The organism is Rhodoferax sp. ZS1R25 (assembly GCF_056521335.1).
In genome coordinates this window covers 269011-288653 of record NZ_JBWMAZ010000001.1, presented here as the reverse complement: position 1 = coordinate 288653, position 19643 = coordinate 269011, and the positions used below count along the sequence as shown (strand labels likewise).

At 63.7% G+C, this 19643-nt stretch carries 26 protein-coding genes; 11 read left to right on the top strand and 15 right to left on the bottom strand.

Annotation, left to right across the window (positions count from 1 at the left end):
* Nucleotides 1-14 precede the first annotated feature (14 nt).
* From AC097R_RS01350 to AC097R_RS01325, 6 genes are all read left to right on the top strand, one after another.
* Nucleotides 15-641, top strand: a complete 627-nt coding sequence (locus AC097R_RS01350) for a TetR family transcriptional regulator C-terminal domain-containing protein (protein WP_479595802.1) — start codon at nucleotides 15-17, stop codon at nucleotides 639-641.
* 61 nt (nucleotides 642-702) lie between these two features.
* A complete protein-coding gene (locus tag AC097R_RS01345; RefSeq protein ID WP_479595801.1) occupies nucleotides 703-930 on the top strand; it encodes a hypothetical protein in 228 nt (75 codons plus the stop codon).
* A 283-nt stretch (nucleotides 931-1213) separates the two neighbouring features.
* Nucleotides 1214-1693, top strand: a complete 480-nt coding sequence (locus tag AC097R_RS01340) for a DUF5063 domain-containing protein (RefSeq protein WP_479595800.1) — start codon at nucleotides 1214-1216, stop codon at nucleotides 1691-1693.
* Between the two features lie 317 nt (nucleotides 1694-2010).
* Nucleotides 2011-2151, top strand: a complete 141-nt coding sequence (locus AC097R_RS01335) for a hypothetical protein (protein ID WP_479595799.1) — start codon at nucleotides 2011-2013, stop codon at nucleotides 2149-2151.
* Between the two features lie 25 nt (nucleotides 2152-2176).
* Nucleotides 2177-2974 (top strand): FecR family protein, encoded by a 798-nt coding sequence (locus tag AC097R_RS01330; protein WP_479595798.1) that lies wholly within the window; start codon nucleotides 2177-2179, stop codon nucleotides 2972-2974.
* Nucleotides 2975-3150: 176 nt separating this feature from the next.
* Entirely contained in the window at nucleotides 3151-3324 is a 174-nt protein-coding gene (locus AC097R_RS01325) for a hypothetical protein (protein ID WP_479595797.1), read from the top strand.
* A gap of 2 nt (nucleotides 3325-3326) precedes the next feature.
* Here the strand turns inward: AC097R_RS01325 and AC097R_RS01320 are convergent, their stop codons facing one another.
* The 10 genes from AC097R_RS01320 to nhaR all read right to left on the bottom strand — a co-directional run bounded on the left by AC097R_RS01320 (nucleotide 3327) and on the right by nhaR (nucleotide 11268).
* Nucleotides 3327-4214 (bottom strand): YihY/virulence factor BrkB family protein, encoded by an 888-nt coding sequence (locus AC097R_RS01320; RefSeq protein WP_479595796.1) that lies wholly within the window; start codon nucleotides 4212-4214, stop codon nucleotides 3327-3329.
* A 10-nt stretch (nucleotides 4215-4224) separates the two neighbouring features.
* Nucleotides 4225-4668 carry a PRC-barrel domain-containing protein gene (locus AC097R_RS01315; protein ID WP_479595795.1) on the bottom strand — a complete coding sequence of 148 codons (444 nt, stop codon included), beginning with the start codon at nucleotides 4666-4668 and terminating at the stop codon, nucleotides 4225-4227.
* Nucleotides 4669-4740: 72 nt separating this feature from the next.
* On the bottom strand, nucleotides 4741-4929 hold the full coding sequence (locus tag AC097R_RS01310) for a hypothetical protein (RefSeq protein WP_479595794.1): 189 nt from the start codon (nucleotides 4927-4929) through the stop codon (nucleotides 4741-4743).
* 145 nt (nucleotides 4930-5074) lie between these two features.
* Nucleotides 5075-6169, bottom strand: coding sequence for a sulfate/molybdate ABC transporter ATP-binding protein (locus AC097R_RS01305; protein ID WP_479595793.1), 1095 nt, complete (start codon nucleotides 6167-6169; stop codon nucleotides 5075-5077).
* Between the two features lie 25 nt (nucleotides 6170-6194).
* Nucleotides 6195-7094 carry a sulfate ABC transporter permease subunit CysW gene (gene cysW / locus AC097R_RS01300; protein WP_479595792.1) on the bottom strand — a complete coding sequence of 300 codons (900 nt, stop codon included), beginning with the start codon at nucleotides 7092-7094 and terminating at the stop codon, nucleotides 6195-6197.
* A complete protein-coding gene (gene cysT, locus AC097R_RS01295) occupies nucleotides 7091-7921 on the bottom strand; it encodes a sulfate ABC transporter permease subunit CysT (RefSeq protein WP_479595791.1) in 831 nt (276 codons plus the stop codon). The genes cysW and cysT overlap by 4 nt, the downstream gene beginning before the upstream one ends.
* A complete protein-coding gene (locus tag AC097R_RS01290) occupies nucleotides 7922-8923 on the bottom strand; it encodes a sulfate ABC transporter substrate-binding protein (protein ID WP_479595790.1) in 1002 nt (333 codons plus the stop codon).
* Between the two features lie 121 nt (nucleotides 8924-9044).
* Entirely contained in the window at nucleotides 9045-9875 is an 831-nt protein-coding gene (locus AC097R_RS01285) for a MipA/OmpV family protein (protein ID WP_479595789.1), read from the bottom strand.
* Nucleotides 9875-10345: a hypothetical protein gene (locus tag AC097R_RS01280; RefSeq protein WP_479595788.1), complete on the bottom strand. Its 471-nt coding sequence runs from the start codon at nucleotides 10343-10345 to the stop codon at nucleotides 9875-9877. Before AC097R_RS01280 ends, AC097R_RS01285 begins: the two co-directional genes overlap by 1 nt.
* Before the next feature lie 29 nt (nucleotides 10346-10374).
* On the bottom strand, nucleotides 10375-11268 hold the full coding sequence (gene nhaR / locus AC097R_RS01275; RefSeq protein ID WP_479595787.1) for a transcriptional activator NhaR: 894 nt from the start codon (nucleotides 11266-11268) through the stop codon (nucleotides 10375-10377).
* Between the two features lie 134 nt (nucleotides 11269-11402).
* Between nhaR and AC097R_RS01270 the strand changes: the two genes are divergently transcribed.
* On the top strand, nucleotides 11403-11924 hold the full coding sequence (locus tag AC097R_RS01270) for an Rrf2 family transcriptional regulator (protein ID WP_479595786.1): 522 nt from the start codon (nucleotides 11403-11405) through the stop codon (nucleotides 11922-11924).
* Between the two features lie 48 nt (nucleotides 11925-11972).
* On the opposite strand, the gene AC097R_RS01265 is transcribed toward AC097R_RS01270, so the two are convergent.
* The 5 genes from AC097R_RS01265 to AC097R_RS01245 all read right to left on the bottom strand — a co-directional run bounded on the left by AC097R_RS01265 (nucleotide 11973) and on the right by AC097R_RS01245 (nucleotide 15645).
* The gene (locus AC097R_RS01265; RefSeq protein WP_479595785.1) at nucleotides 11973-12536 is read right to left on the bottom strand and encodes an RBBP9/YdeN family alpha/beta hydrolase; all 564 of its coding nucleotides are present in this window, start codon (nucleotides 12534-12536) and stop codon (nucleotides 11973-11975) included.
* A 104-nt stretch (nucleotides 12537-12640) separates the two neighbouring features.
* Nucleotides 12641-14377, bottom strand: coding sequence for a SulP family inorganic anion transporter (locus AC097R_RS01260; RefSeq protein WP_479595784.1), 1737 nt, complete (start codon nucleotides 14375-14377; stop codon nucleotides 12641-12643).
* A 16-nt stretch (nucleotides 14378-14393) separates the two neighbouring features.
* The gene (locus AC097R_RS01255; RefSeq protein ID WP_479595783.1) at nucleotides 14394-14735 is read right to left on the bottom strand and encodes a protein tyrosine phosphatase family protein; all 342 of its coding nucleotides are present in this window, start codon (nucleotides 14733-14735) and stop codon (nucleotides 14394-14396) included.
* A gap of 1 nt (nucleotide 14736) precedes the next feature.
* Nucleotides 14737-15186, bottom strand: a complete 450-nt coding sequence (locus AC097R_RS01250) for a DUF6691 family protein (protein WP_479595782.1) — start codon at nucleotides 15184-15186, stop codon at nucleotides 14737-14739.
* A gap of 24 nt (nucleotides 15187-15210) precedes the next feature.
* Complete coding sequence (locus AC097R_RS01245) at nucleotides 15211-15645, bottom strand: YeeE/YedE family protein (RefSeq protein WP_479595781.1); 435 nt, start codon at nucleotides 15643-15645, stop codon at nucleotides 15211-15213.
* 129 nt (nucleotides 15646-15774) lie between these two features.
* Here AC097R_RS01245 and AC097R_RS01240 point away from each other — a divergent pair, with 129 nt between their 5' ends.
* From AC097R_RS01240 to AC097R_RS01225, 4 genes are read left to right on the top strand one after another with little or no spacing between them, the layout of a single operon-like run.
* Nucleotides 15775-16989 (top strand): acyl-CoA dehydrogenase family protein, encoded by a 1215-nt coding sequence (locus tag AC097R_RS01240; RefSeq protein WP_479595780.1) that lies wholly within the window; start codon nucleotides 15775-15777, stop codon nucleotides 16987-16989.
* 33 nt (nucleotides 16990-17022) lie between these two features.
* Complete coding sequence (locus AC097R_RS01235; RefSeq protein WP_479595779.1) at nucleotides 17023-18012, top strand: aliphatic sulfonate ABC transporter substrate-binding protein; 990 nt, start codon at nucleotides 17023-17025, stop codon at nucleotides 18010-18012.
* Nucleotides 18013-18029: 17 nt separating this feature from the next.
* Complete coding sequence (locus tag AC097R_RS01230) at nucleotides 18030-18881, top strand: ABC transporter permease (RefSeq protein WP_479595778.1); 852 nt, start codon at nucleotides 18030-18032, stop codon at nucleotides 18879-18881.
* Between the two features lie 8 nt (nucleotides 18882-18889).
* Nucleotides 18890-19624 (top strand): ABC transporter ATP-binding protein, encoded by a 735-nt coding sequence (locus AC097R_RS01225; RefSeq protein ID WP_479595777.1) that lies wholly within the window; start codon nucleotides 18890-18892, stop codon nucleotides 19622-19624.
* Nucleotides 19625-19643 lie beyond the last annotated feature (19 nt).

Here is a 19643-nt window from a genome sequence, read left to right as displayed (position 1 = left end):
GAATAATCGGCGACATGAACCACGTTGCCGATGCTCCCAAGGGCCTCATTCGCCAGACGAATGAGGCCCTGATACTTTCTGCGGCCGAGAAGGTGTTTGCGCGCGCCGGCTTTGGCGGCGCCACCATGGCCGCCATGGCCGAAGCCAGTGGCCTGCCCAAGGCCAACCTGCATTACTACTTTGGCAGCAAGGAGGTGCTGTACCGCGAGGTACTGGCGCGCATCCTCAACGACTGGCTGGTGCCCACGCATGGCATCACCGTGGATGCTGACCCCAAGACCGCACTAGCCCAATACATCCGCGACAAGATGCTGCTGTCCGCCCAACGGCCCGACGGTTCCAAGGTGTGGGCCAATGAACTGCTGCATGGCGCCCCCGTGGTGAAAAGCCTGTTGGCTACCGAACTGCGCACCCTGCTCTTGGAAAAAGCCGCCGTGGTGCAAGCCTGGGTCGATGCCGGACGCATGGCCCCGGTGGACGGCATGCACCTGTTCTTCACCATCTGGGCCGCCACCCAGACCTATGCCGACTTCGACGTGCAGATCTGCGCCGTGCTGGAGCAGGAAGCCCTCACCCCCAAAGACTTCGAACGCGCCACCGAGCACGTGGTGTCGCTGATCCTGCGCGGCTGCGGTTTATAAGCCAAATAGGCCTCTAGCCCGCGTAAAATTTGCGCTAGCAGCTCCTAATTCAGGAGCATGAATGGCATCTATCCCAATGAACTGGCTTCACCTTTTGCTGGGCAAGCGCAAGCCGCCCACGGCCGAACAGCGCGCGCAGGCCCTGATCAAGGCCGTCGACGCCGGAGGCTTGCCGCTCAACGCCGCCATCGTCAACGACATCGCCCGGCAGCTGGGGCTGGAGGTGTCGAGCCATGCGCGGATGGAGGACACGATTGCGCGGATTCGGGCGGCGTTGGGGCGGGTTTAGTGTTTGGGTGGAGCTGCTTTGCGGGGCGGAAGCAGACGTTCGCAGATTCACCCAAATGGGGGATATTCAGCCAACAACATTGACGTGAAAATCCCGCAATCTGTGACGCAATCCATTTCTTACAACCTGCGGGGTTTGTCGGAATTTTTATACCTGTACAAACTCACATGAAAATTTCTGAGATCGAGACTGAGAGCGGTTTTTCAGCGCAATTTTCGCCCAGTTTATTCCGCAGCCGCCAGAATATCCCGCAGGTTTTGCGGCATACATTACGTTAAAGCCCATGAAGAGTAGCACCACCTATTCATCTGACTTCGCAGAAGTAGCGCGCGCGTACTGTTCGTGGTGCGAGGCGGTTCACTCGGAACATAGCGATTCGCAAGCCGCCTATTGGCTCGGTCGTCTGTACTCTCAGGCTCTTCTTCTCCCTCGAGTCGGGCCGGAGAACGAGGACGGGCTGCCAGAGCTTCCTGCCGAAGCGCTCGCTCAGGCGACGAAGAATTTGGCCGTGTTTTCGGGCAGGTACTACCGCGAGGTCTTCGATCCGGATCCCTTGCTCGCAGATGAGCCCGTAATGGGCGACATTGGCGACGATTTGCTGGACACCTATAAGGATGTTCGCGCCGGTCTGGCGCTCTTCGATCGTGGCGAGACACACGAAGCAATGTGGCATTGGTCCTTTCTGCATCGCATCCACTGGGGGCGCCATGCAGTTGGCGCCATGTACGCGTTGCATTGCTTGGCGATCTCTCAAGGTGAGTGAGAATGCGCTTTAACTGGCCAATCGACACGGACCCACAACAGCAGGAGGCGGCTTCGCCGCAATGTGTTGTGGTCCTGTCATCTTTACGTTAGGCATCGCAACCCGATGCCGACAGCCGCCGATTGCAGGCTTGCTTTCATTCGCAAGTCTAATCCTCGCGTGTGTATGCGCACTGATCGGAAAAAGATTCCACACCGTTAGTTGATGTCTCAACATGGGCTGATGTATGCCCGCTATCAGTCTGAACTCGCCATTTTCTCCGCACCTCCCAAGTAACCCGTGAAAGCATGCAACGCGATGCCTTACCATCGCTTCCCATGAAAACCACCTACATTTTTGGCGCCATCCTCGTCTGCAGCATCGCAGGAACTTTGATCGGCGCGCGTGCCACCAAAACGGTCCTGTTGGTCGTCAGCGGTGTGCTTTCGGCCTACGGCCTGTTCCGCATCTTGGGCTGATTTTTTACGACGCCGGGCACACACCATGAAACGCCCATTGCTCATACTGGTCCTGACCGCCGCGGTGCACCTGCCTGGGTGGACGCAAGTATTCGGTACGGTGGATGCCGTAAGCGGACATGTGACGGTGCAGGGTGCTGATGGCGCGGGCACGCCAGCGGTGGTGGGGCAGAAAATTCAGGTGGGCCAAACGGTTGTGACATTGGCGGATGGTGAGCTGCATGCGCAAACAGAAGACCATGGGCTCATCGCGGTGCGTCCCAATTCGGTCTTCACAGTGACTCGCTATGTTGCCAGCCAAGACGGGAATGGTGTAGTCGAAATGTCTCTGCTTCAGGGGGCGCTGCGCTCCATTTCTGGCTGGATCGGCAAACTCAATCCGCGCGGCTACCGATTGACCGCGGGCACGGCCACCGTGGGCATACGTGGCACCGACCACGAAACCGTGGTGCTGGACCATGAACTGGATGGTGAACCGGCGGGTACCTATAACTCGGTGCTGGAGGGCGCCACCACGCTGCGCACCGCCCAGGGCGAGGTGCAGGTGGAGGCTGGTCAGCACGCTTTCTCTGCGCGTGGCGGGCAGGTGGCGCCGGGCCTGCTGGCCCACCATCCCCGGTTTTTTCTGAACCGCCTGCTGCGGTTGGAGGATGGCATTCCCGAGCGCAAACGCTTGTTGGCCCAGCGCCTGCAAAAACTGTTGGCACGCCACCCGAAGATGGCGGAGCGGCTGCGGGAGCGGGTGGATGGCATGGATGCCGACGAGAAAAAAGCCTTGCGCCAGCGCCTGAGAGAACGCGGACACAGAGCGAACGAAAAGTAGAAATAACTACGTGTGTCACTCAAGCACCAGTTTGGCAAGATCACCCACATTGCCCAGTGGGATATGGTGGTCCCTATCTAACCAGAGCGCTGGTTTGCAGAGACAATGGACGCTGTCTGAAAACATCTTTTTGTGAGTGGTTAGGTACAACGATGTACAGGGTAGTTACAAAGGCCATGCGCCAGTTCAAGGGAAAGTGGCAACAGGTCATAGACACCGGGCCATGGCATCCCGTTGAGGATCGTGCGCTGCAATGGGCGAACTACTTGTCTTCCACGGGTCTGTATGACGTCGTGGAGATTGAATCCAACCTGCGGGATGCGACCGACGGCCGCCGTTACCGGGTCTAGCGCTAGCCACCGTCTCTTCGGGACCCATAGGTGTTGGCATAAGCCCAGGTAAATTCCGCGCCGATGAGAAAAATCTGCGCCGAGTAGTACACCCACAGCAAAATCATCACGAGTGAACCCGCCGCACCAAAGCCGGTGACCACGCCACTGCGCCCGATGTACAGGCCGATCAGGTACTTGCCGAAGCTGAACAGCAGGGCGGTGAAGATGGCACCGATCCAGACATCGGCCCATTCCACGCGGGCCCGCGGCATGACCTTGTAAATCAGCGCAAACAAGACCGACACCAGGGCGAACGCGCCGATGGCGTTGGTGATGGCGGCCAGTGCATACCAACCGCCGAAGACCGGCTCCGCCCAGCGTCCCATGGTGGCCAGCGCGGCACTGAAGACCAGTGACACAGTCAGCAAAAATCCGATGGCCAAAATCATGCCAAACGACAGCAGCCTGGCGCGCACCAGCGTGAACCAGCCACTGGCCCGCTGCCGCAGCGGAACGCGCCATATGCGATCGAGCGCGTCCTGCAACTCAGCAAACACGGTGGTCGCGCCGAGGAACAACAGCACCACGCCCAGCGCGGTGGCCAGAGACCCTTCTGCGGGTCGGCGCACGCTGGCCAGCAAGTCTTCCACCGCCTTGGCGCCGCCGTCACCCATCAAGGCACGCAGTTGCGACGCGATCTCGCCGCGGGCCGCGTCCTCGCCAAACAGCAACCCTGCCACCGCGATGACGATGAGCATCAACGGCGCCAGGGAAAACAGGGTGTAGTAGGCAAGGGCCGCGCCCATGCTGGGCGCGTAATCGCCCAGCCAGGACTTGGCGGTTTGCACCAGCAAGCCCCATGCGGCGGTGACCGTCAGCAGTGGGGGTGCAGAGCTACGATCCCCCATATGCCCAGGGCTAGTGGTTCAGGCCGTCAGAGTACGGCGTGGTGCCGTAGTAGGTGTGCAGGCTGTTGGTCCAGGTGGTGTCCGCCATGTCGGGCCAATGGTCCTTGTCGAAGCCGGGTGCGTTTTCCAGCTTTTCTTTGGCCACGTCCAGCGTGAAGCGCTTGTTGGCGGTGTCCAGCTTCAGGGCTTCCCACGGCACGGCAAACAGCTTGTCGCCCAGCCCCAAGAATCCGCCAAAGGCCAGCACCGCATAGGCTACGCGCCCGGTGTGCATGTTCAGCAGGATTTCCTTGACATCGCCCAGGTCGTCGCCAGCGGGGTTGTACACGTCGTTGCCGATCAGGGTGTCTGCGCCCATGAGCCCAGGTCCCGGACCGTGGTCATAGTCCTGTTGGACGTCGCCGTGTTGGGGGGATTTGTAGATGCCGTAGGTGTCTCTGTCGAGGTAGTTCATATGCGTCCGATCTGTGGAATGGTTGCGGTCCTGCCCCCGCTTGCGCAGGGGCACCTGAGGAAGGCGGGGCACTTACTTGTGTTGTGCGTTGCCGTTGCGGTGCTGCGCGTTCTGGTCGGTCGACTTGTGGTCGCCCGAGCCTTGCAGCTTGCCGCCGTCCTTCTGGTTTTTGCCGGACTGTTCCACATTGGCGCCCGCTTGCTGGTGCTGCGGTTGTGGCTTGCTCTTGGGGGTGCTGCTGGAGGTTTTGCTCTGTGTCATGGTGAGTTCCTTGGAGAGTAGGTTGCAGTTGCGTGAACGCCCTATGCGCCCACAACCACATCCTAAAAATCCACCCACCACACCTCTGTGCGATAGCCTACGCAGGGATGTAACGCTTTGCTACTTAAGCGTGTGAACGTGCCCCTTAGGGCGACACGAACACCCGCGCCTTGCGGGGTGTCAGTACCACCACTTCGCCGTCTTTCAGCGCCAGCGCTTTGTATTCCTGTGCGCCAATTTGCGCTTCGATGATGTCACCACTGCCCGCGGCGCTGCTGTCTTGCGGCAGCAGCTCCAGGCGTGCGATGGGGCCCACCACGATGGCGCGGACCAGCTTGGCGGCAATGCCGTTCTGGCCGGTGCCGGCGGCGTAGCGCTGCACGTCCAGGTCGTGCGGGCGCACATAAGCGAAGGCTTTGGCATCTTGCGCAGTGGCGTGCTCGGGCGTGGCCAGACGCACGCCGTGCTGGGCTTCGCCAATCAACATCTCGCCTTCGTGGGCACGGCCGTGGAACAGGTTCACATCGCCCAAGAACCCATACACAAACGGGCTGGCCGGGTGGTCCCACACCTGTTGGGGCGAACCAATCTGCTCCACCTGGCCGCTGTTCATCAGCACCACGCGGTCGGCCACTTCCAGGGCTTCTTCCTGGTCATGGGTCACAAAAATGCTGGTCACATGCAGGTCGTCGTGCAGGCGACGCAACCAGCGGCGCAGTTCCTTGCGCACCTTGGCATCCAGCGCGCCAAACGGTTCGTCCAGCAGCAGCACCTTGGGCTCTACCGCCAGTGCGCGGGCCAACGCAATGCGCTGGCGCTGGCCGCCCGACAGTTGCGCCGGGTAGCGGTCTGACAGCCAGTCCAGCTGCACCAGGCCCAGTAGCTCGTGCACCTTTTGCTTGATGACAGTCTCGCTGGGGCGGCTGGCGCGTGGCTTCATGCGCAGGCCGAAGGCCACGTTGTCAAACACCGTCATGTGGCGGAACAGTGCGTAGTGCTGGAACACGAAGCCCACATTGCGTTCGCGCACATGCACGTCGGTGGTGTCTTCGCCGCTGAAAAGGATGTTGCCTTGGTCGGCTGTCTCCAGCCCGGCAATGATGCGCAAGAGCGTGGTCTTGCCGCAGCCGGATGGGCCCAGGAGGGCGACGAGTTCGCCGGATTCGATGTCCAGGTTGACGTCACGCAGGGCCTTGAAGGTGCCGAAGTCTTTGCTGACGTTGCGGATAGCAATGCTCATAATTTTTCTCGAAGAAAGAGGGGGCTCAGGCCTGCGCGGGCGCAGTGGGGCGTTCGGGGGGCAGCTCGGCAGCGGCCTTTTGGTCGCGCTCAAACTGCCATTCCACAAAGGACTTGATCACCAGCGTCACCAGGGCCAACAACGCCAGCAGCGAGGCCACCGCAAAGGCGGCGACCGACTGGTATTCGTTGTACAAAATTTCCACATGCAGCGGCATGGTGTTGGTCTGGCCGCGGATGTGGCCGGACACGACCGACACCGCGCCGAACTCGCCCATGGCACGTGCGTTGCACAAGATGACGCCGTAGATCAGCCCCCACTTGATGTTGGGCAGCGTCACATGCCAGAAGGTTTGCCAGCCCGTGGCGCCCAGCACCATGGCGGCCTGCTCTTCTTCGGTGCCTTGTGCCTGCATCAGCGGGATCAGCTCGCGCGCAATGAAGGGGAAGGTCACAAAGATGGTGGCCAACACAATGCCCGGCACGGCGAACACGACCTTGATGTCATGCGCCTGCAGCCAGGGGCCAAACCAGCCGTGTGCGCCAAACATCAGCACGTAGATCAGGCCCGCCACCACGGGCGATACCGAGAACGGCAGGTCCACCAGCGTGGTGAGGAAAGCCTTGCCCTTGAACTCGTACTTGGCAATGGCCCAGGCGGCGGACACGCCAAACACCAGGTTCAGCGGCACAGCAATCGCCGCCGTGATCAGCGTGAGGCGGATGGCGCTCCAGGCGTCGGGTTCCTTGAAGGCCTCAAAGTAGGCCTCCAGGCCCTTGCGCAGCGCTTCGGTGAACACGGCGGCCAGCGGCAACAGCAGGAACAGAAAGATAAAGGCGAGTGCGGTGCCCACCAGGGTCCACTTCACCCAGGTGGGTTCGGTGGTACCGGCTTTGGCGCGGCGCACGGTGCGGGTGTTGCTCATGCGGAGGCTCCCGAGCGTTTGCGCTGCCAGGCTTGCAGCGCGTTGATGATCAGCAGCAGCACGAAGGAAATGACCAGCAGCACAGTGGCCACAGCGGTGGCACCGGCGTAGTCGTATTGCTCCAGCTTGCCGATGATGATCAGCGGCGTGATTTCCGACACCATGGGCATGTTGCCGGCGATGAAGATGACCGAACCGTACTCGCCGATGGCCCGGGCAAACGCCATGGCAAAACCGGTGAGCAGCGCAGGCGCGATGGTGGGGAAGATCACATGCCGAAAGGTCTGCAGGCGCGTGGCGCCCAGGCAGGTGGCGGCTTCTTCCAGTTCCTTCTCGGCGTCTTCCAACACGGGTTGCACCGTGCGCACCACAAAAGGCAGGCCGATGAAGATGAGGGCGATCACCACGCCATTGCGGTTGAACGCGAGCTGAATGCCATGCGGCTCCAGCAGGCTGCCAATCCAGCCATTGCTGGCCAGGAGCGCGGTCAGCGAGATACCCGCAACCGCGGTGGGCAGCGCAAAGGGCAGGTCCACCAGCGCGTCAATGATCTTCTTGCCGGGGAAGGTGTAGCGCACCAGCACCCAGGCCACCAGCAGGCCAAACACCGCGTTGACCAGCGCCGCGAGGAACGCAGCGCCAAAGGTCAGCCGGTACGAGGCCATGACGCGGGGGCTGGCCACCGCGGTGACGAACTGGTCCCAGCTCAGGGTGAAGGTTTTGAATATCAGCGCGGAGAGAGGAATCAACACAATCACGCTGAGGTAAAACAGCGTGAACCCCAGTGTGATGTTGAACCCGGGCAGAACCTTTTTGGCAGCACGCATTTATTTGACGGTGTAAAGCTTGTCGAACTGGCCACCGTCGTTGAAGTGCACTTTCTGCGCTTCGGCAAACGAACCAAAGTAGTCTTCCACGTGGAACAGGCTGATCGGCTTGAACACGTTGCTGTACTTCTTCAGGATGGCCTGGTTGGTGGGGCGGATGGCGTGCTTGGCGGCGATTTCCTGGCCTTCATCGGAGTACAGGAAGTTCAGGTAGGCCTTGGCTTGTTCAGCCGTGCCCTTCTTGGCCACGGTGCGTTCCACCACTGCGACGGGGTTTTCTGCCACCACCGAGCTGCTGGGGTGCACGGCGTCCACCTTGCCGGCGCCGAATTCGTTGTCCACGCTCACCACTTCCGATTCGAACGTGATCAGCACGTCGCCAATATTGCGTTGCAAGAAGATGGTGGTCGCATCACGGCCGCCCTTGGCCAGCACGGGCACGTTTTTGTAGAGTTTGCTCACATAGTCCAGGGCTTGGGCGTCGGTGCCGCCCTTCTTGCGCACCTGGCCCCAGGCGGCCAAGTAGGCCAGACGGCCGTTGCCGCCCGTCTTGGGGTTCACCACCACCACTTGCACGCCGGGCTTGATCAGGTCGTCCCAATCCTTGATGCCCTTGGGGTTGCCGTTGCGCACCAGGAACAGCATGGTGGAGCTGGTGGGGGATGCGTTGTTGGGGAATTTCTTGGTCCAGTCCTTGGCCACTACGCCGGTGCTGGCCAAAAAGTCCACGTCGGTGCTGGTGTTGAAGGTGACCACGTCGGCCTCCAGGCCGTCGTTCACCGCACGCGCCTGGGCGCTGGAGCCGCCGTGGGCTTGGTCAATCTTGATGTCCTTGCCCGTGGTTTTCTTGTAGTTGGCAATGAACGCGGTGTTGATGTCCTTGTAGAACTCACGCGCCACGTCGTAGGAGGCGTTCAGCAGCGTGGTCTGTGCTGCTACCAAATTGCTAGCTGTCAGCGCAATGGTGGCGAGGGCTAGCGTAGCTTTTTGCTTGAAATTCATGGCGGGACCCCAAAAAGGTGGTTTGCAACAAAGTGTGCAGAACCGCGATTCTGGGGATGCGGCGATAAAACCACAACGAATAGTTCGTTGTTTGTATATGCGGCAATCGGTCTAAGCCGGGCTAATTGGCGGCTTTGGTGGCAGAGCGGCTCAGCGTCCAGCGCAGGCCCAGCCCAACCGAGGTGCCGGTGGACTGCTGGTACAGCGGGCTGGCGGCGTTGGCCGAGCCCGCATAGCTCTCGGCCCGCAGGTAGGCGTACACCCGCACATCGGGCCCGAGGTCGCGCGCGGCATTGAGCGTCAGCCGCGTAGCAATCAGCCCGGCCTGGGCGGTGTAGGCGGGGCGCTGGGCCGTGGCCAGGTTGGCGGGCACGCCATAAAAGTACTGGTTGAGTGTGCTGTCGCCCAGCACCAGGCTGGCGCTACCGGACAGGCGCCAGCCTGCGCCCACGTCGCGCACTTCGTAGGTCAGCTCAGGCTCCAGCGCAAAACCCTGGTTGCGCACGCCGCTGTTGATCTCCAGCACCGTGCGCAGCGGCAGCTCGTAGCGCAGCTGGTGGCCTGGGCTGGGGCGTGCCAGCGTGCCTTTGAGCCGCGGGCCAAACTCGATCAGCGTGCCCAAGTCCGGCATGCCCTGACGGGCCGGGATGTCCTGCGAGCTGGCGGGCAGCGAGGCGGCAAAGCCGATGTCCAGCTCGGTGTCCTCGGTGCGCAGCAGGCGCGCCCCCACGCCGCCCCGGTCCGAGCGGAACACCTCGCCGCGGTAAATCAGCGTGGGCAGCACCAGCGCGCGCGTGCTGCGCTCGCTGGACGCGGGATAGGCCGGGGCCGACAGGCTGCCGGCAAACACACCGACCTCCCACAGGGGCAGGCCTTCGTCCTCCGCATATACGGGCAGTGCCAGGCCGCAGCCCAGCAGGGCCAGTGCAGCCCAGGCTGTACGCGCTGCCATCAGCGCAGCAGGCTCACGGCGGCGATGGCAAGCCAGCCCAGACAGAAGTTGGTGATCACCAACGTGTTGATTTGACCCGCTGCCTTGGCCGCCGCGGGCCATTCGCCGGCGGCTACGGCGCGTTGGTATTTCTTGAAGCCGGCGAAGTAGATGTGCCCAAAGATCAGAAACATCAGCACGCCCACGCCGGCCATCACGTCCCAGCCCAGGGGCACCACGCCCGCACCCATGACGGCCTTGGAGGCGCGGAAGGCGCTGGTGTACAGGTGGCCGCCCGTGGCCAGCAGGCCCACGATGGCAATGCACACCGCCAGAAAGAAGCGCCGCATCACCGCCACCATGAGCCGCGCGCGTGGTTGCGCCTCCAGCGTGGCCAGTGCAGCGGGGCGCAGCGCCAGCAGCATGAAGGCCATGCCGCCCATCCAGACGATGGCGCAGACGAGGTGGATGAAAACGAGGGCGTTGTACATGGGGAGTCCTTGGGGAGTGGCAGTCATTGTCAGCCAAACAGCTCGCCACGCGCCGCATTGGTGATGGCCACCACGCAGGGGTGGGTGATGCGCCGCTCTACCGACACCGCAAAAAACTCCTCCACCAGCTCGTCCGTGCGCCCAATGACCTCCACGCCAAACTGCTCGATGATGTCGGCCTCCATGACCGAGGGCGCCATGAAGACGCCGCGGCCCCTGCGGCCAAAGGCGTTCATCAGCGCGCCGTCGTCAAACTCGCCAATCGTGCGCGGATGGATCTGGTGGCGGCTCAGCCAGCCTTCCCACTGCTGGCGCACCGAGGCCTGGGCGCCCTGGATCAGCATGGGGGCGCCGTTCAGGCAGGCGGGGAAGGGGCCGGTGAGCTGGGCCCGCAGCTCGGGCGTGCAGAAAAAGCTCATGGCGGTACTGCCCAGCGGGTGGTTGAAGGCCTTGACGCTGATGCGTTTGGACATGGGCTCGTCGGCAATCACCAGGTCCAGCTGGTTCAGCGCCAGCTTGGCCAGCAGGTCGGGGAACTTGCCTTCGCTGCAGATCAGCCGCACCGGCTCTTCCACCGACAACGCGGGCTCCAGCAGCCGGTAGGCCAGCGACTTGGTCACCGAGTCGGCCACGCCCACCTTGAAGTCCAGCACCTTTTGCGCACCGGTGGACTGGCGCACCGCGTTTTCCAGCTCAGCGCCCAGCGTGAAGATCTGGTCCGCATAGCCCAGTGCCAGGCGGCCGTCCTCGGTCAGCTCCAGGTTGCGCCCGCTTTTCTGGAACAGTTTGCGGCCCAGCCAGTCCTCCAGCAGCTTGATCTGGCCCGACAGCGTTTGCGGCGTGGTGTGCAGCTGCTCACCCGCCCGCATCACCCCGCCGGCCTTGGCGGTAACCCAGAAATAGTGAAGGTGCTTGAAGTTCATGGGGCGCTCCGTCTGAAACAAACTGAAACACTGCGAAATAATCGAAGTAAAAAATTACAAAATACGAATTTACGCGAAGCATACAGCGGCCTACAGTTCAAGTCTTCCCGTCAATTACTCAAAGGAGTAAACCTATGCGACTCAGTACCCGAGGCCGTTTTGCCATTACCGCCATGATCGACCTGGCCCTGCGCGAGAGCGGCCAGCCCGTGCCCCTGCAGGACATCGCGCTGCGCCACCGCATTTCGCTGTCGTACCTGGAGCAGGTGTTTGCCAAGCTGCGCCAGCACGGTCTGGTGGAGAGCACACGTGGCCCCGGCGGCGGCTACACCCTGGGCTTTCGCGGAGACACCATCAGCGTGGCCGACATCATTGGCGCGATTGAAGACAGCGAAGACAACGCCGCACGCCGCGAACAGGGCGAAGACATGACCAAGGAGCTGTGGGCTGCGCTGCAGTCCACCATCGTGGCGCACATGAAGACCATCACGTTGCAAAGCCTGGCGGCCGAACAGCGCGCCAAGGGTTTTCAGGTGCAGGAGCGCAAGACGGCCAAGAAGGGCGTGTTGCAAAAGCTCAAGCCCCTGGCACCCGTGCGTACCAATGCGCCTAACTCGGTGTTTGCGCTGGGCCAGTCGCTGGCGCTGCGCGGCTGAACTTCAAGCCAAATGTGGCGCTAGCCCGCGTAGACGCTGCGCTGGCAGCTACTGAATTGATAGTGCTTCGGTGGTGGCGGGCAGCTGAAACGGCGCGCCTAGCAGTGACTGCAGCAGCGCCAGGCCCAGCGGCCACGGGCCAAAGCCGGCTTCCACGTTGATGTGACCGGCGTTTTGCAGCCGCACGAACTCGCTGCCCCAGGCCCGCGCATAGGCGCCTGCGGTGCGTACGGGGCAAAACGGGTCGTTGCTGCTGGCGACCAGCACGCTGCGGTAGGGCAGGGGCTGGTAGGGCACGGGCGCGAAGTCGGCCAGAATGCCGCGCCGCTCGGGGTCGGCCGGCGCCACCAGCAGCGCGCCCTGAATCTTGGCTGCCACCTCGGGTGGCAGGTGGGTGGTCGCAATGCAGCCCAGGCTGTGGGCGGCAATCACCACCGGGCCAGGCGCATCGAGGATGGTTTGCCCGATGGACGCCACCCAGGCCGTGCGCACCGGGGTAACCCAGTCGTCCTGGTGCACGCGCACCGCGCCGGGAATTTGCTCGGCCCACAGGGTTTGCCAGTGGCCGGGGCCGGAGTCGCGCCAGCCGGGAACGATGACAAGGGTGACCATGGGAGTTGCGCCAGAGCGCCAAATGCTGAACAGAGGGGCATTGTCAGAACCCCTTCTTAAAACCCAAACTACTTATTTCCCATTTGCATATAGCGAATTGAACCTTAGGGACTTTGCCAATGCGGGTCGGTTTGGCGGTCCGTCGCCACAAATGCGTCGTGCACGCTGCGGAACAAGCGGCCCTGCAGTCGCTGCCCCAACGCGGTCGGTTGCAGGCGGTCCATCACCGGGCCTTTGACTTCGGCCAGCTCCAGCCGGATGCCGCGCTGGCTCAGGCTTTGTTCCAGCTCGGTCAACATGCCCAGCGCGGTCGCGTCGATCTGGTTCACCGCGGAGCACACCAGGAGCAGGCGCCGGATGGAGGCATCCGCCTGCACCAGAGTCTCGATGTGTTCCTCCAGCGCAGTGGCGTTGGCAAAAAACAGGCTTTCGTCCACGCGCAGCGCCAGCAGGCCCGGCACGGTTTCTACCGCGTGGCGCTCCATGTTGCGGAAGTGCTCGGTGCCCGGCACGCGGCCCACCACGGCCATGTGCGGGTGGCTGCTGCGCCAGACCAGGGCCGCCAGCGACATCGCCACACCCAGCACAATGCCCGTTTCCACCCCCAGCACGATCACACCCAAGGCCGTGGCCAGTAGCGACAGCGCATCCGCCCGGTCATAGGCCCAGCTGGCCTGGAGGGTGGCCATGTCCACCAAAGAAAACACCGCCACGATGATGCCAGCGGCCAGAACACTCAGGGGGAGGTAATAGAACAGCGGCGTGAAGAAACTGATGATGACCACCATGAACGCGGCCGTGATGAGCGAAGCCAGCGGCGTTTGCGCACCCGCAGCAAAGTTGATGGCAGAACGCGACAGCCCGCCGTGCACCGGGTAGCTGCCGGTCAGGGCGCTGGCAATGTTGGCGGCCCCCATGCCCCACAGTTCGCGGTCCGGCGCAATGCGCTGTTGGCGCTGCGTGGCAAACGACTGCGCGACCGACACACTGCCCACAAACCCGACGAGCGAGATCAGTAGCGCGGGCAGCCACAGCTGGCCCAGCTCCGAGAGGCCGGGTAGCGACAGGTTCCACGCCGGCAACCCGGCGGGCACGCTGCCCACCACGGCCACCTGCCGCGTCACATCCCATTGGCCCCAGGCCACCAGACCGGTGCCCACGATGACGGTGGCAATGGGTGCCATGCGGGCCAGCAAGTCTGCCGCTTGGGCGCCCACGCCCGCGCGCAGCAGGGCGGGCGCCAGGGCGCGGCGGGCCAGCAGCAAAGCCACCATGCTGCCCAGGCCCAACGCGATGGTCGTGGGGTTGCTTTGCGGCAGCGCGCGCCACAGGCCTTGCAGCGTAGCCGCGCTGGAACTGCTGGGTGCCTCCACGCCTAGGATGTGCTTGAGCTGGCCCAAAGCGATCATGACCGCCGAGCCCGACACAAAGCCGCTGATGACCGGGCGGCTTAAAAAGTAGGCCAAAAACCCCAGCCGCAACGCACCAAAGGCCAGAAACATCAGCCCCGAGATGAGCGCCAGGTGCATGGCCAGTTGCACGTAGTCGGTGGTGCCCGCAATCGCCAACGGCTGCAGTGCGCTGGCCGTCATGAGTGCGGCAATGGCCACCGGGCCTACGGCCAGCGTCATGCTGGAGCCCACCAGCGCGTAGGCCACCACGGGCAGGATGCTGGCGTACAGCCCCATCTGCGGCGGCAGGCCGGCCAGCAGGGTGTAGGCCAGGCTTTGCGGAATCACCAGCACCGCGACGATGAGGCCGGCCGACACATCACCGCCCAGCCAGGCGCGCTGGTAGTGGCGCAGCCAGTGTGGCAGCCAGGAGAAGCGGGCGGGCACCATGGCGCGGGGCAGGCGCTTATTCGGCCTGGGTCAGTGCGTAGAGCTGGGCGGACCGCGCGCCCGAGCGACAAAACGCCAGCACGGGTTGCGGCGCGGTTTGCATCGCCTCGCGCATGGCTTGTACCTGCGCGGGGGTGATGGCACCCCCCACTACCGGCAGGTACACATAGTGCAGGCCAGCGGCGCGGGCCGCGGCCTCCACGCTGCTGCTCAGGGGCTGGTCGGGACCGCCTTCGCCATCGGGGCGGTTGTTCACCAGGGTCTTGAAGCCTTGGGCCACGGCGTCGGCCACCATGCTGGCGTCCATCTGGGCGGCCACGGCAAAGTGGGGGGCGAGGGCTTGGGTGCGAAGGGTCATGTCATGCGTCTCCTGTCAAAGTGCGCTCAGCAACTTGGGCGCGGCGTTCTGCCCACTCAAAAATTGCCATGCCGGCCACCATGGCCAGCACAAATACGGCAGCCTTGGATTGTCCCGCGCCCAGCGACACAATCGCCGGCCCCGGGCAAAAACCTGCAAGACCCCAGCCAGCCCCAAACAGCAGGCTGCCGACGATCAGGCGTTTGTCAATATGGCGGCTGGTCGGCAGCTGCATGGCGCCACCCAAAAAGCTGGTGGTGCGCTTTTTGGCCAGTGCAAACGCGCCCAGGCCGACCAGAATGGCGCCGCCCATGACAAAGGCCAGTGACGGGTCCCAGGCCCCGGCCAGGTCCAGAAAACCCAGCACCTTGCTCGGGTCGGTCATGCCCGCCACGATGAGGCCCAGGCCAAACAACAAGCCCACGGCAAATGCGGCAATGCGTTCTTTCATAGAAAGCTCCTTGGGTTCTGGGAATCAGGCCAGCGCGTGGCGCAGGACGAACACGGTGACAAAGCCCGCCGCCATAAAGACCAGCGTGGCCACCAGCGAGCGCGGTGACAGGCGCGAGAGCCCGCACACACCGTGGCCGCTGGTACAGCCCGCGCCATAGCGCGTGCCTACACCCACCAGCAGGCCAGCCAAGACGACCGTGCCCCAGCCCGCGTCAATGGTGGCGGGTACCGCAGCACCGGTCAGCAACAGGTACAGCGCGGGTGCCACCAGCATGCCCAGCACAAAGGCGATGCGCCAGCCGGTGTCACCCCGCGTGGGGCGCAGCAAGCCGCCCACGATGCCGCTGATACCCAGCACGCGGCCATTCAACAAAATAAATAGGGCCGAGGCCAGGCCCAGCACCAGGCCGCCAGCCAGTGCGGTCCAGGGGGTGAAGTGGTTCCAGTCGATTGTCATTCCATGCTCCTTGAGGGTGGTTGCTTGTGCAGCCACGGTCCTACCCGATGTGCGCCCTTCAGTTTGCGCATATGAATATCCGGTTTTCTTCCTTGGCCCGCTGGGGCCGCGCCCTTAGCCTAGCGCCCTATGTCCGCATTTGACTCTCCGGCGGCGCAGGACGCCCTGCGCCACGCCGATCTCTCCGCTTCGGTGGAATCGCTCTACGCCCAGCTGCGGGCTACCGCCATTGTCAGGGACCAGCAGGGGGGCCATGCGGCGGCAGAGCGCCAGGCCATCCGCGACAGCGGGCTGCTGAACCTCAGCATTCCCAAGGAGCACGGTGGCGCCGGGCTGCCGTGGAGCGATATTTACAAGGCCATACGCCGCCTGGCCGAGGCCGACAGCGCGTTGGCCCATGTCTTTGCCTTTCACCATTTGCAGGTGGCCAGCATCCAGCAGTTTGGTACTGCAGAGCAGCAGGCGCACCTGCTGAAGGCCACGGTGGAGCAGCATATTTTCTGGGGCAATGCCCTGAACCCGCTGGACAAGCGCGCCACCATTACCGAACGGAATGGGGAGCGCGACGGTGGTTTTGTGCTGCATGGCCCCAAGAGCTACTGCTCGGGCTCGGTGGGGTCGGACTACCTCTTGGCATCCGGCTGGCATGAGGCCAGCCAGAGCGCGGTTGTCGTCGTCGTGCCCAGTACCCGCCAGGGCGTGGCCATTGCGGCCGACTGGGATGCCTTTGGCCAGCGCCAAACCGACAGCGGCAGTGTGCAGTTTGACCAGGTGCAGATCCACCCCAACGAAGTGCTGCAAGGCCCCGGCGCCCCGCGCACGCCGTGGGCCACCCTGCGCACCCAGGTCTCGCAGCTGATCTTGACCAACTTGTACCTGGGCCTGGCCAAAGGCGCCTTTGATTCCGCCCGCGAGCAGATCCAGCACCACACGCGGCCCTCGTTTTTCTCGACCGCGGCCAGCGCCAGCCAGGACCCCTATATCCAGCACCGCATCGCAGAGCTGTGGTTGCTGATCCGCCCCGCCGTTTTGCTGGCTGATGATGCCGCCCGCCAGCTCGATGCAGCCTGGGCCGTGGGCCCCGCGCTCACCGCGCAGCAGCGGGGCGAAGTGGCCATTGCCGTGAACGAGGCCAAGGCCCTCGCGCACAAGGCCAGCCTGGAGGTGAGTTCGCAGTTCTTCGAACTCACCGGTGCACGTGCCAGTTCGCAAGCGCTGGGGCTGGACCGCTTCTGGCGCAACGCGCGCGTGCACACCCTGCACGACCCGATTGACTACAAGTACCGCGACCTGGGCCGCTACCTGCTGGACGGCCAGTTCCCTGACCCCACACCGTATTCCTGAATCTGCTTTCTGAAACCTGTTGCAAAGACCCCCATGACCCTCTCACGCCGCACCCTGCTACAAGCCGCCTCTGTCTCAAGTGCCAGCCTGGCATTGCCCTCCATTGCGCTGGCAGCCGAGCCCTTGAAAGAGCTGCGACTGGACTACGCGTACTACTCGCCCTCCAGCCTGGTACTGCGCCGCTTTGGCTGGCTGGAAGATGACTTCAAGAAAGACGGCGTGGCCATCAAGTGGGTGTTCAGCGCCGGTAGCAACCGCGCGCTGGAGTACCTCAATGCCAGCAGCCTGGACATTGGTTCGTCGGCCGGTCTAGCGGCCCTGCTGTCCAAGGCCAATGGCAACCCCATCACCGCGCCCTACATCTTCTCGCGCCCCGAGTGGACCGCGCTGGTGGTGACCAAGGATTCGCCCATCCAGTCGCTCAAGGACCTCAAAGGCAAGAAGATCGCGGCCACCAAGGGCACGGATCCCTACCTGTTTTTGCTGCGCGCATTGAAGACCGCGGGCCTCAAGCGCAGCGACATCGAGCATGTGTCGCTGCAGCATGCCGACGGGCGCGTGGCGCTGGAGCAAGGCCGGGTGGATGCCTGGGCCGGCCTGGACCCCATCATGGCCGCCAGCGAGCTGGACTCGGGCGCTCGCCTGATCTACCGCAACGTGGCTTTCAACACCTATGGTTTCCTGAATGTGCGCGAAGAGTTCTTGGCCAACCACCCTGCCGAAGTGGCCCGCGTGATCACCGCCTATGAGCGCGCTCGCAAATGGATTCTGGCCAACACCACTGAGGCCGCCAAGATCGTGGCCGAAGAGGCCAAGGTCAGCCTGCAGGTGGCCTTGCTGCAAGTGAAGCTGCGCACCGACTTCAGCAACCCCCTGCCTTCGCAAGAGCACATCAAGGCCCTGCAGGCCGCGGCGCCCATTCTGGTGGATGAGGCTTTAGTCAAACCCGATGCGGACCTGAACAAGGCGATTGCCAGCTTGGTGAACACCAAGTTCTCTGTACCCCTGATCCAGCGCACTTGAGTCCCTGCACAGATCCCATGTCCGTCAACCCCGAAGTTCTGTTCATCCAGTCGACACCGGCCGCAGAAGCTGCGCCGGTGGGGCGTGCAGAAGTGCGTGAAAGCGCGGCGCCGCTGCGACCCTGGTGGGGGCTGGTGCTGCCAGCGCTCGTGCTGCTGGGCGGGGAGTTGGCGGTGCGCCTGGGCTGGATCAGTGCCCACCTGTTGCCCGCGCCCAGCGATGTGGCGCGCACGCTGGTGGGGCTGGGTGCCGAGGGACTGACGGCCCATGTGCTGGCCAGCACGCTGCGCGTGGCCGCCGGCTTTGCGCTGGGCGCCAGCACTGCGCTGCTCATTGGTGCCTGGGTAGGCCTGTCCCGCAAGGCCGAGGCCGTGCTGGACCCCAGCTTCCAGGCGCTGCGCGCCATCCCCTCGCTGGCCTGGGTGCCACTCTTGCTGCTCTGGCTGGGGATTGATGAGGCGTCCAAGATCGTGCTGATCGCCATCGGCGCGTTCTTCCCGGTCTACATGGGTGTGTCCTCCGGCTTTCGCGATGTGGACCGCAAGCTGGTGGAAGTGGCGCAGATGGTGGGGCTGGGCCCCGTGGCCATGGTGCGGCGCGTGCTGTTTCCGGCGGCGCTGCCGCCCGTGCTGACGGGGCTGCGCAACGGCCTGAGCCTGGCCTGGATGTTCATGGTGGCGGCCGAGCTGATTGCCGCGACCAAGGGCCTTGGCTATTTGCTCACCGATGGCCGCGAAACCAGCCGTGCCGACATCGTGCTGGCCGCTATCGTGCTGCTGGCCATCCTGGGCCAGCTCAGCGACACCGTGATGCAGCAGCTGGAAACCCGTCTGCTGCGCTGGCGCGACACCCACGACAACCGCGCCTGAGGACCCCCATGAGCGCCGTTCTTGAAGCCCGCATCCAGGCCAAGCACTTTGGCAGCAAGCATGTGCTTGCGCCCATCCAGCTGCAGATCGCGGCGGGCGAAGTGGTGAGCCTGGTGGGTGCCAGTGGCTCGGGCAAAAGCACGCTCTTGCGCATCGTCGCGGGGCTGGAGCGCGCCTTCATCGGTGAGGTCAGCCTGGACGGCCAGCGCCTGGCAGGGCGCAGCCCCGACATTGGTTTCATCTTCCAGGAGCCCCGCCTGTTCCCCTGGCTCAGCGTGGCCGACAACGTGGCCTTTGCAGAGCCCTCGCCGACGGCCGCTACGCGCGCCCGGGTGTCCGCGCTGCTGGCCGAAGTGGGGCTGGCCGGCTACGAGACTGCGCTGCCCAAGGAACTGTCCGGTGGCCAGGCGCAGCGCGTGGCCATCGCACGCGGCCTGTTCACCCAACCCCGCGTGCTGTTGCTGGACGAACCCTTCTCCGCTGTGGATGCGTTCACGCGCATGAAGCTGCAGGACCTGCTGACCCGCATTGCGCGCCACCATGGCATCACGCTGCTGGTCACCCACGACATTGACGAAGCCGTGTACCTGAGCGACCGTGTGCTGGTGCTGGAGGCCAACCCCGGCACGGTGCGCGAATCCATTGCGCTGGACCTCCCCCAGCCGCGTGAGCGTACCGACCCCGCGCTGGCCCAGGCCCGCGTGTGGGTGCTGGCGGCCTTGCAGCGCGTGCACGCCATCTAGCTCTTTTTGTTCCCCCTGC

Excerpts from the sequence above, each read along its gene's own strand:
- AC097R_RS01350 (WP_479595802.1), top strand. The coding sequence starts at position 15 with ATGAACCACGTTGCCGATGCTCCCAAGGGCCTCATTCGCCAGACGAAT.
- AC097R_RS01345 (WP_479595801.1), top strand. The coding sequence starts at position 703 with ATGGCATCTATCCCAATGAACTGGCTTCACCTTTTGCTGGGCAAGCGC.
- AC097R_RS01340 (WP_479595800.1), top strand. The coding sequence starts at position 1,214 with ATGAAGAGTAGCACCACCTATTCATCTGACTTCGCAGAAGTAGCGCGC.
- AC097R_RS01335 (WP_479595799.1), top strand. The coding sequence starts at position 2,011 with ATGAAAACCACCTACATTTTTGGCGCCATCCTCGTCTGCAGCATCGCA.
- AC097R_RS01330 (WP_479595798.1), top strand. The coding sequence starts at position 2,177 with ATGAAACGCCCATTGCTCATACTGGTCCTGACCGCCGCGGTGCACCTG.
- AC097R_RS01325 (WP_479595797.1), top strand. The coding sequence starts at position 3,151 with ATGCGCCAGTTCAAGGGAAAGTGGCAACAGGTCATAGACACCGGGCCA.
- AC097R_RS01320 (WP_479595796.1), bottom strand. The coding sequence starts at position 4,214 with ATGGGGGATCGTAGCTCTGCACCCCCACTGCTGACGGTCACCGCCGCA.
- AC097R_RS01315 (WP_479595795.1), bottom strand. The coding sequence starts at position 4,668 with ATGAACTACCTCGACAGAGACACCTACGGCATCTACAAATCCCCCCAA.
- AC097R_RS01310 (WP_479595794.1), bottom strand. The coding sequence starts at position 4,929 with ATGACACAGAGCAAAACCTCCAGCAGCACCCCCAAGAGCAAGCCACAA.
- AC097R_RS01305 (WP_479595793.1), bottom strand. The coding sequence starts at position 6,169 with ATGAGCATTGCTATCCGCAACGTCAGCAAAGACTTCGGCACCTTCAAG.
- cysW (WP_479595792.1), bottom strand. The coding sequence starts at position 7,094 with ATGAGCAACACCCGCACCGTGCGCCGCGCCAAAGCCGGTACCACCGAA.
- cysT (WP_479595791.1), bottom strand. The coding sequence starts at position 7,921 with ATGCGTGCTGCCAAAAAGGTTCTGCCCGGGTTCAACATCACACTGGGG.
- AC097R_RS01290 (WP_479595790.1), bottom strand. The coding sequence starts at position 8,923 with ATGAATTTCAAGCAAAAAGCTACGCTAGCCCTCGCCACCATTGCGCTG.
- AC097R_RS01285 (WP_479595789.1), bottom strand. The coding sequence starts at position 9,875 with ATGGCAGCGCGTACAGCCTGGGCTGCACTGGCCCTGCTGGGCTGCGGC.
- AC097R_RS01280 (WP_479595788.1), bottom strand. The coding sequence starts at position 10,345 with ATGTACAACGCCCTCGTTTTCATCCACCTCGTCTGCGCCATCGTCTGG.
- nhaR (WP_479595787.1), bottom strand. The coding sequence starts at position 11,268 with ATGAACTTCAAGCACCTTCACTATTTCTGGGTTACCGCCAAGGCCGGC.
- AC097R_RS01270 (WP_479595786.1), top strand. The coding sequence starts at position 11,403 with ATGCGACTCAGTACCCGAGGCCGTTTTGCCATTACCGCCATGATCGAC.
- AC097R_RS01265 (WP_479595785.1), bottom strand. The coding sequence starts at position 12,536 with ATGGTCACCCTTGTCATCGTTCCCGGCTGGCGCGACTCCGGCCCCGGC.
- AC097R_RS01260 (WP_479595784.1), bottom strand. The coding sequence starts at position 14,377 with ATGGTGCCCGCCCGCTTCTCCTGGCTGCCACACTGGCTGCGCCACTAC.
- AC097R_RS01255 (WP_479595783.1), bottom strand. The coding sequence starts at position 14,735 with ATGACCCTTCGCACCCAAGCCCTCGCCCCCCACTTTGCCGTGGCCGCC.
- AC097R_RS01250 (WP_479595782.1), bottom strand. The coding sequence starts at position 15,186 with ATGAAAGAACGCATTGCCGCATTTGCCGTGGGCTTGTTGTTTGGCCTG.
- AC097R_RS01245 (WP_479595781.1), bottom strand. The coding sequence starts at position 15,645 with ATGACAATCGACTGGAACCACTTCACCCCCTGGACCGCACTGGCTGGC.
- AC097R_RS01240 (WP_479595780.1), top strand. The coding sequence starts at position 15,775 with ATGTCCGCATTTGACTCTCCGGCGGCGCAGGACGCCCTGCGCCACGCC.
- AC097R_RS01235 (WP_479595779.1), top strand. The coding sequence starts at position 17,023 with ATGACCCTCTCACGCCGCACCCTGCTACAAGCCGCCTCTGTCTCAAGT.
- AC097R_RS01230 (WP_479595778.1), top strand. The coding sequence starts at position 18,030 with ATGTCCGTCAACCCCGAAGTTCTGTTCATCCAGTCGACACCGGCCGCA.
- AC097R_RS01225 (WP_479595777.1), top strand. The coding sequence starts at position 18,890 with ATGAGCGCCGTTCTTGAAGCCCGCATCCAGGCCAAGCACTTTGGCAGC.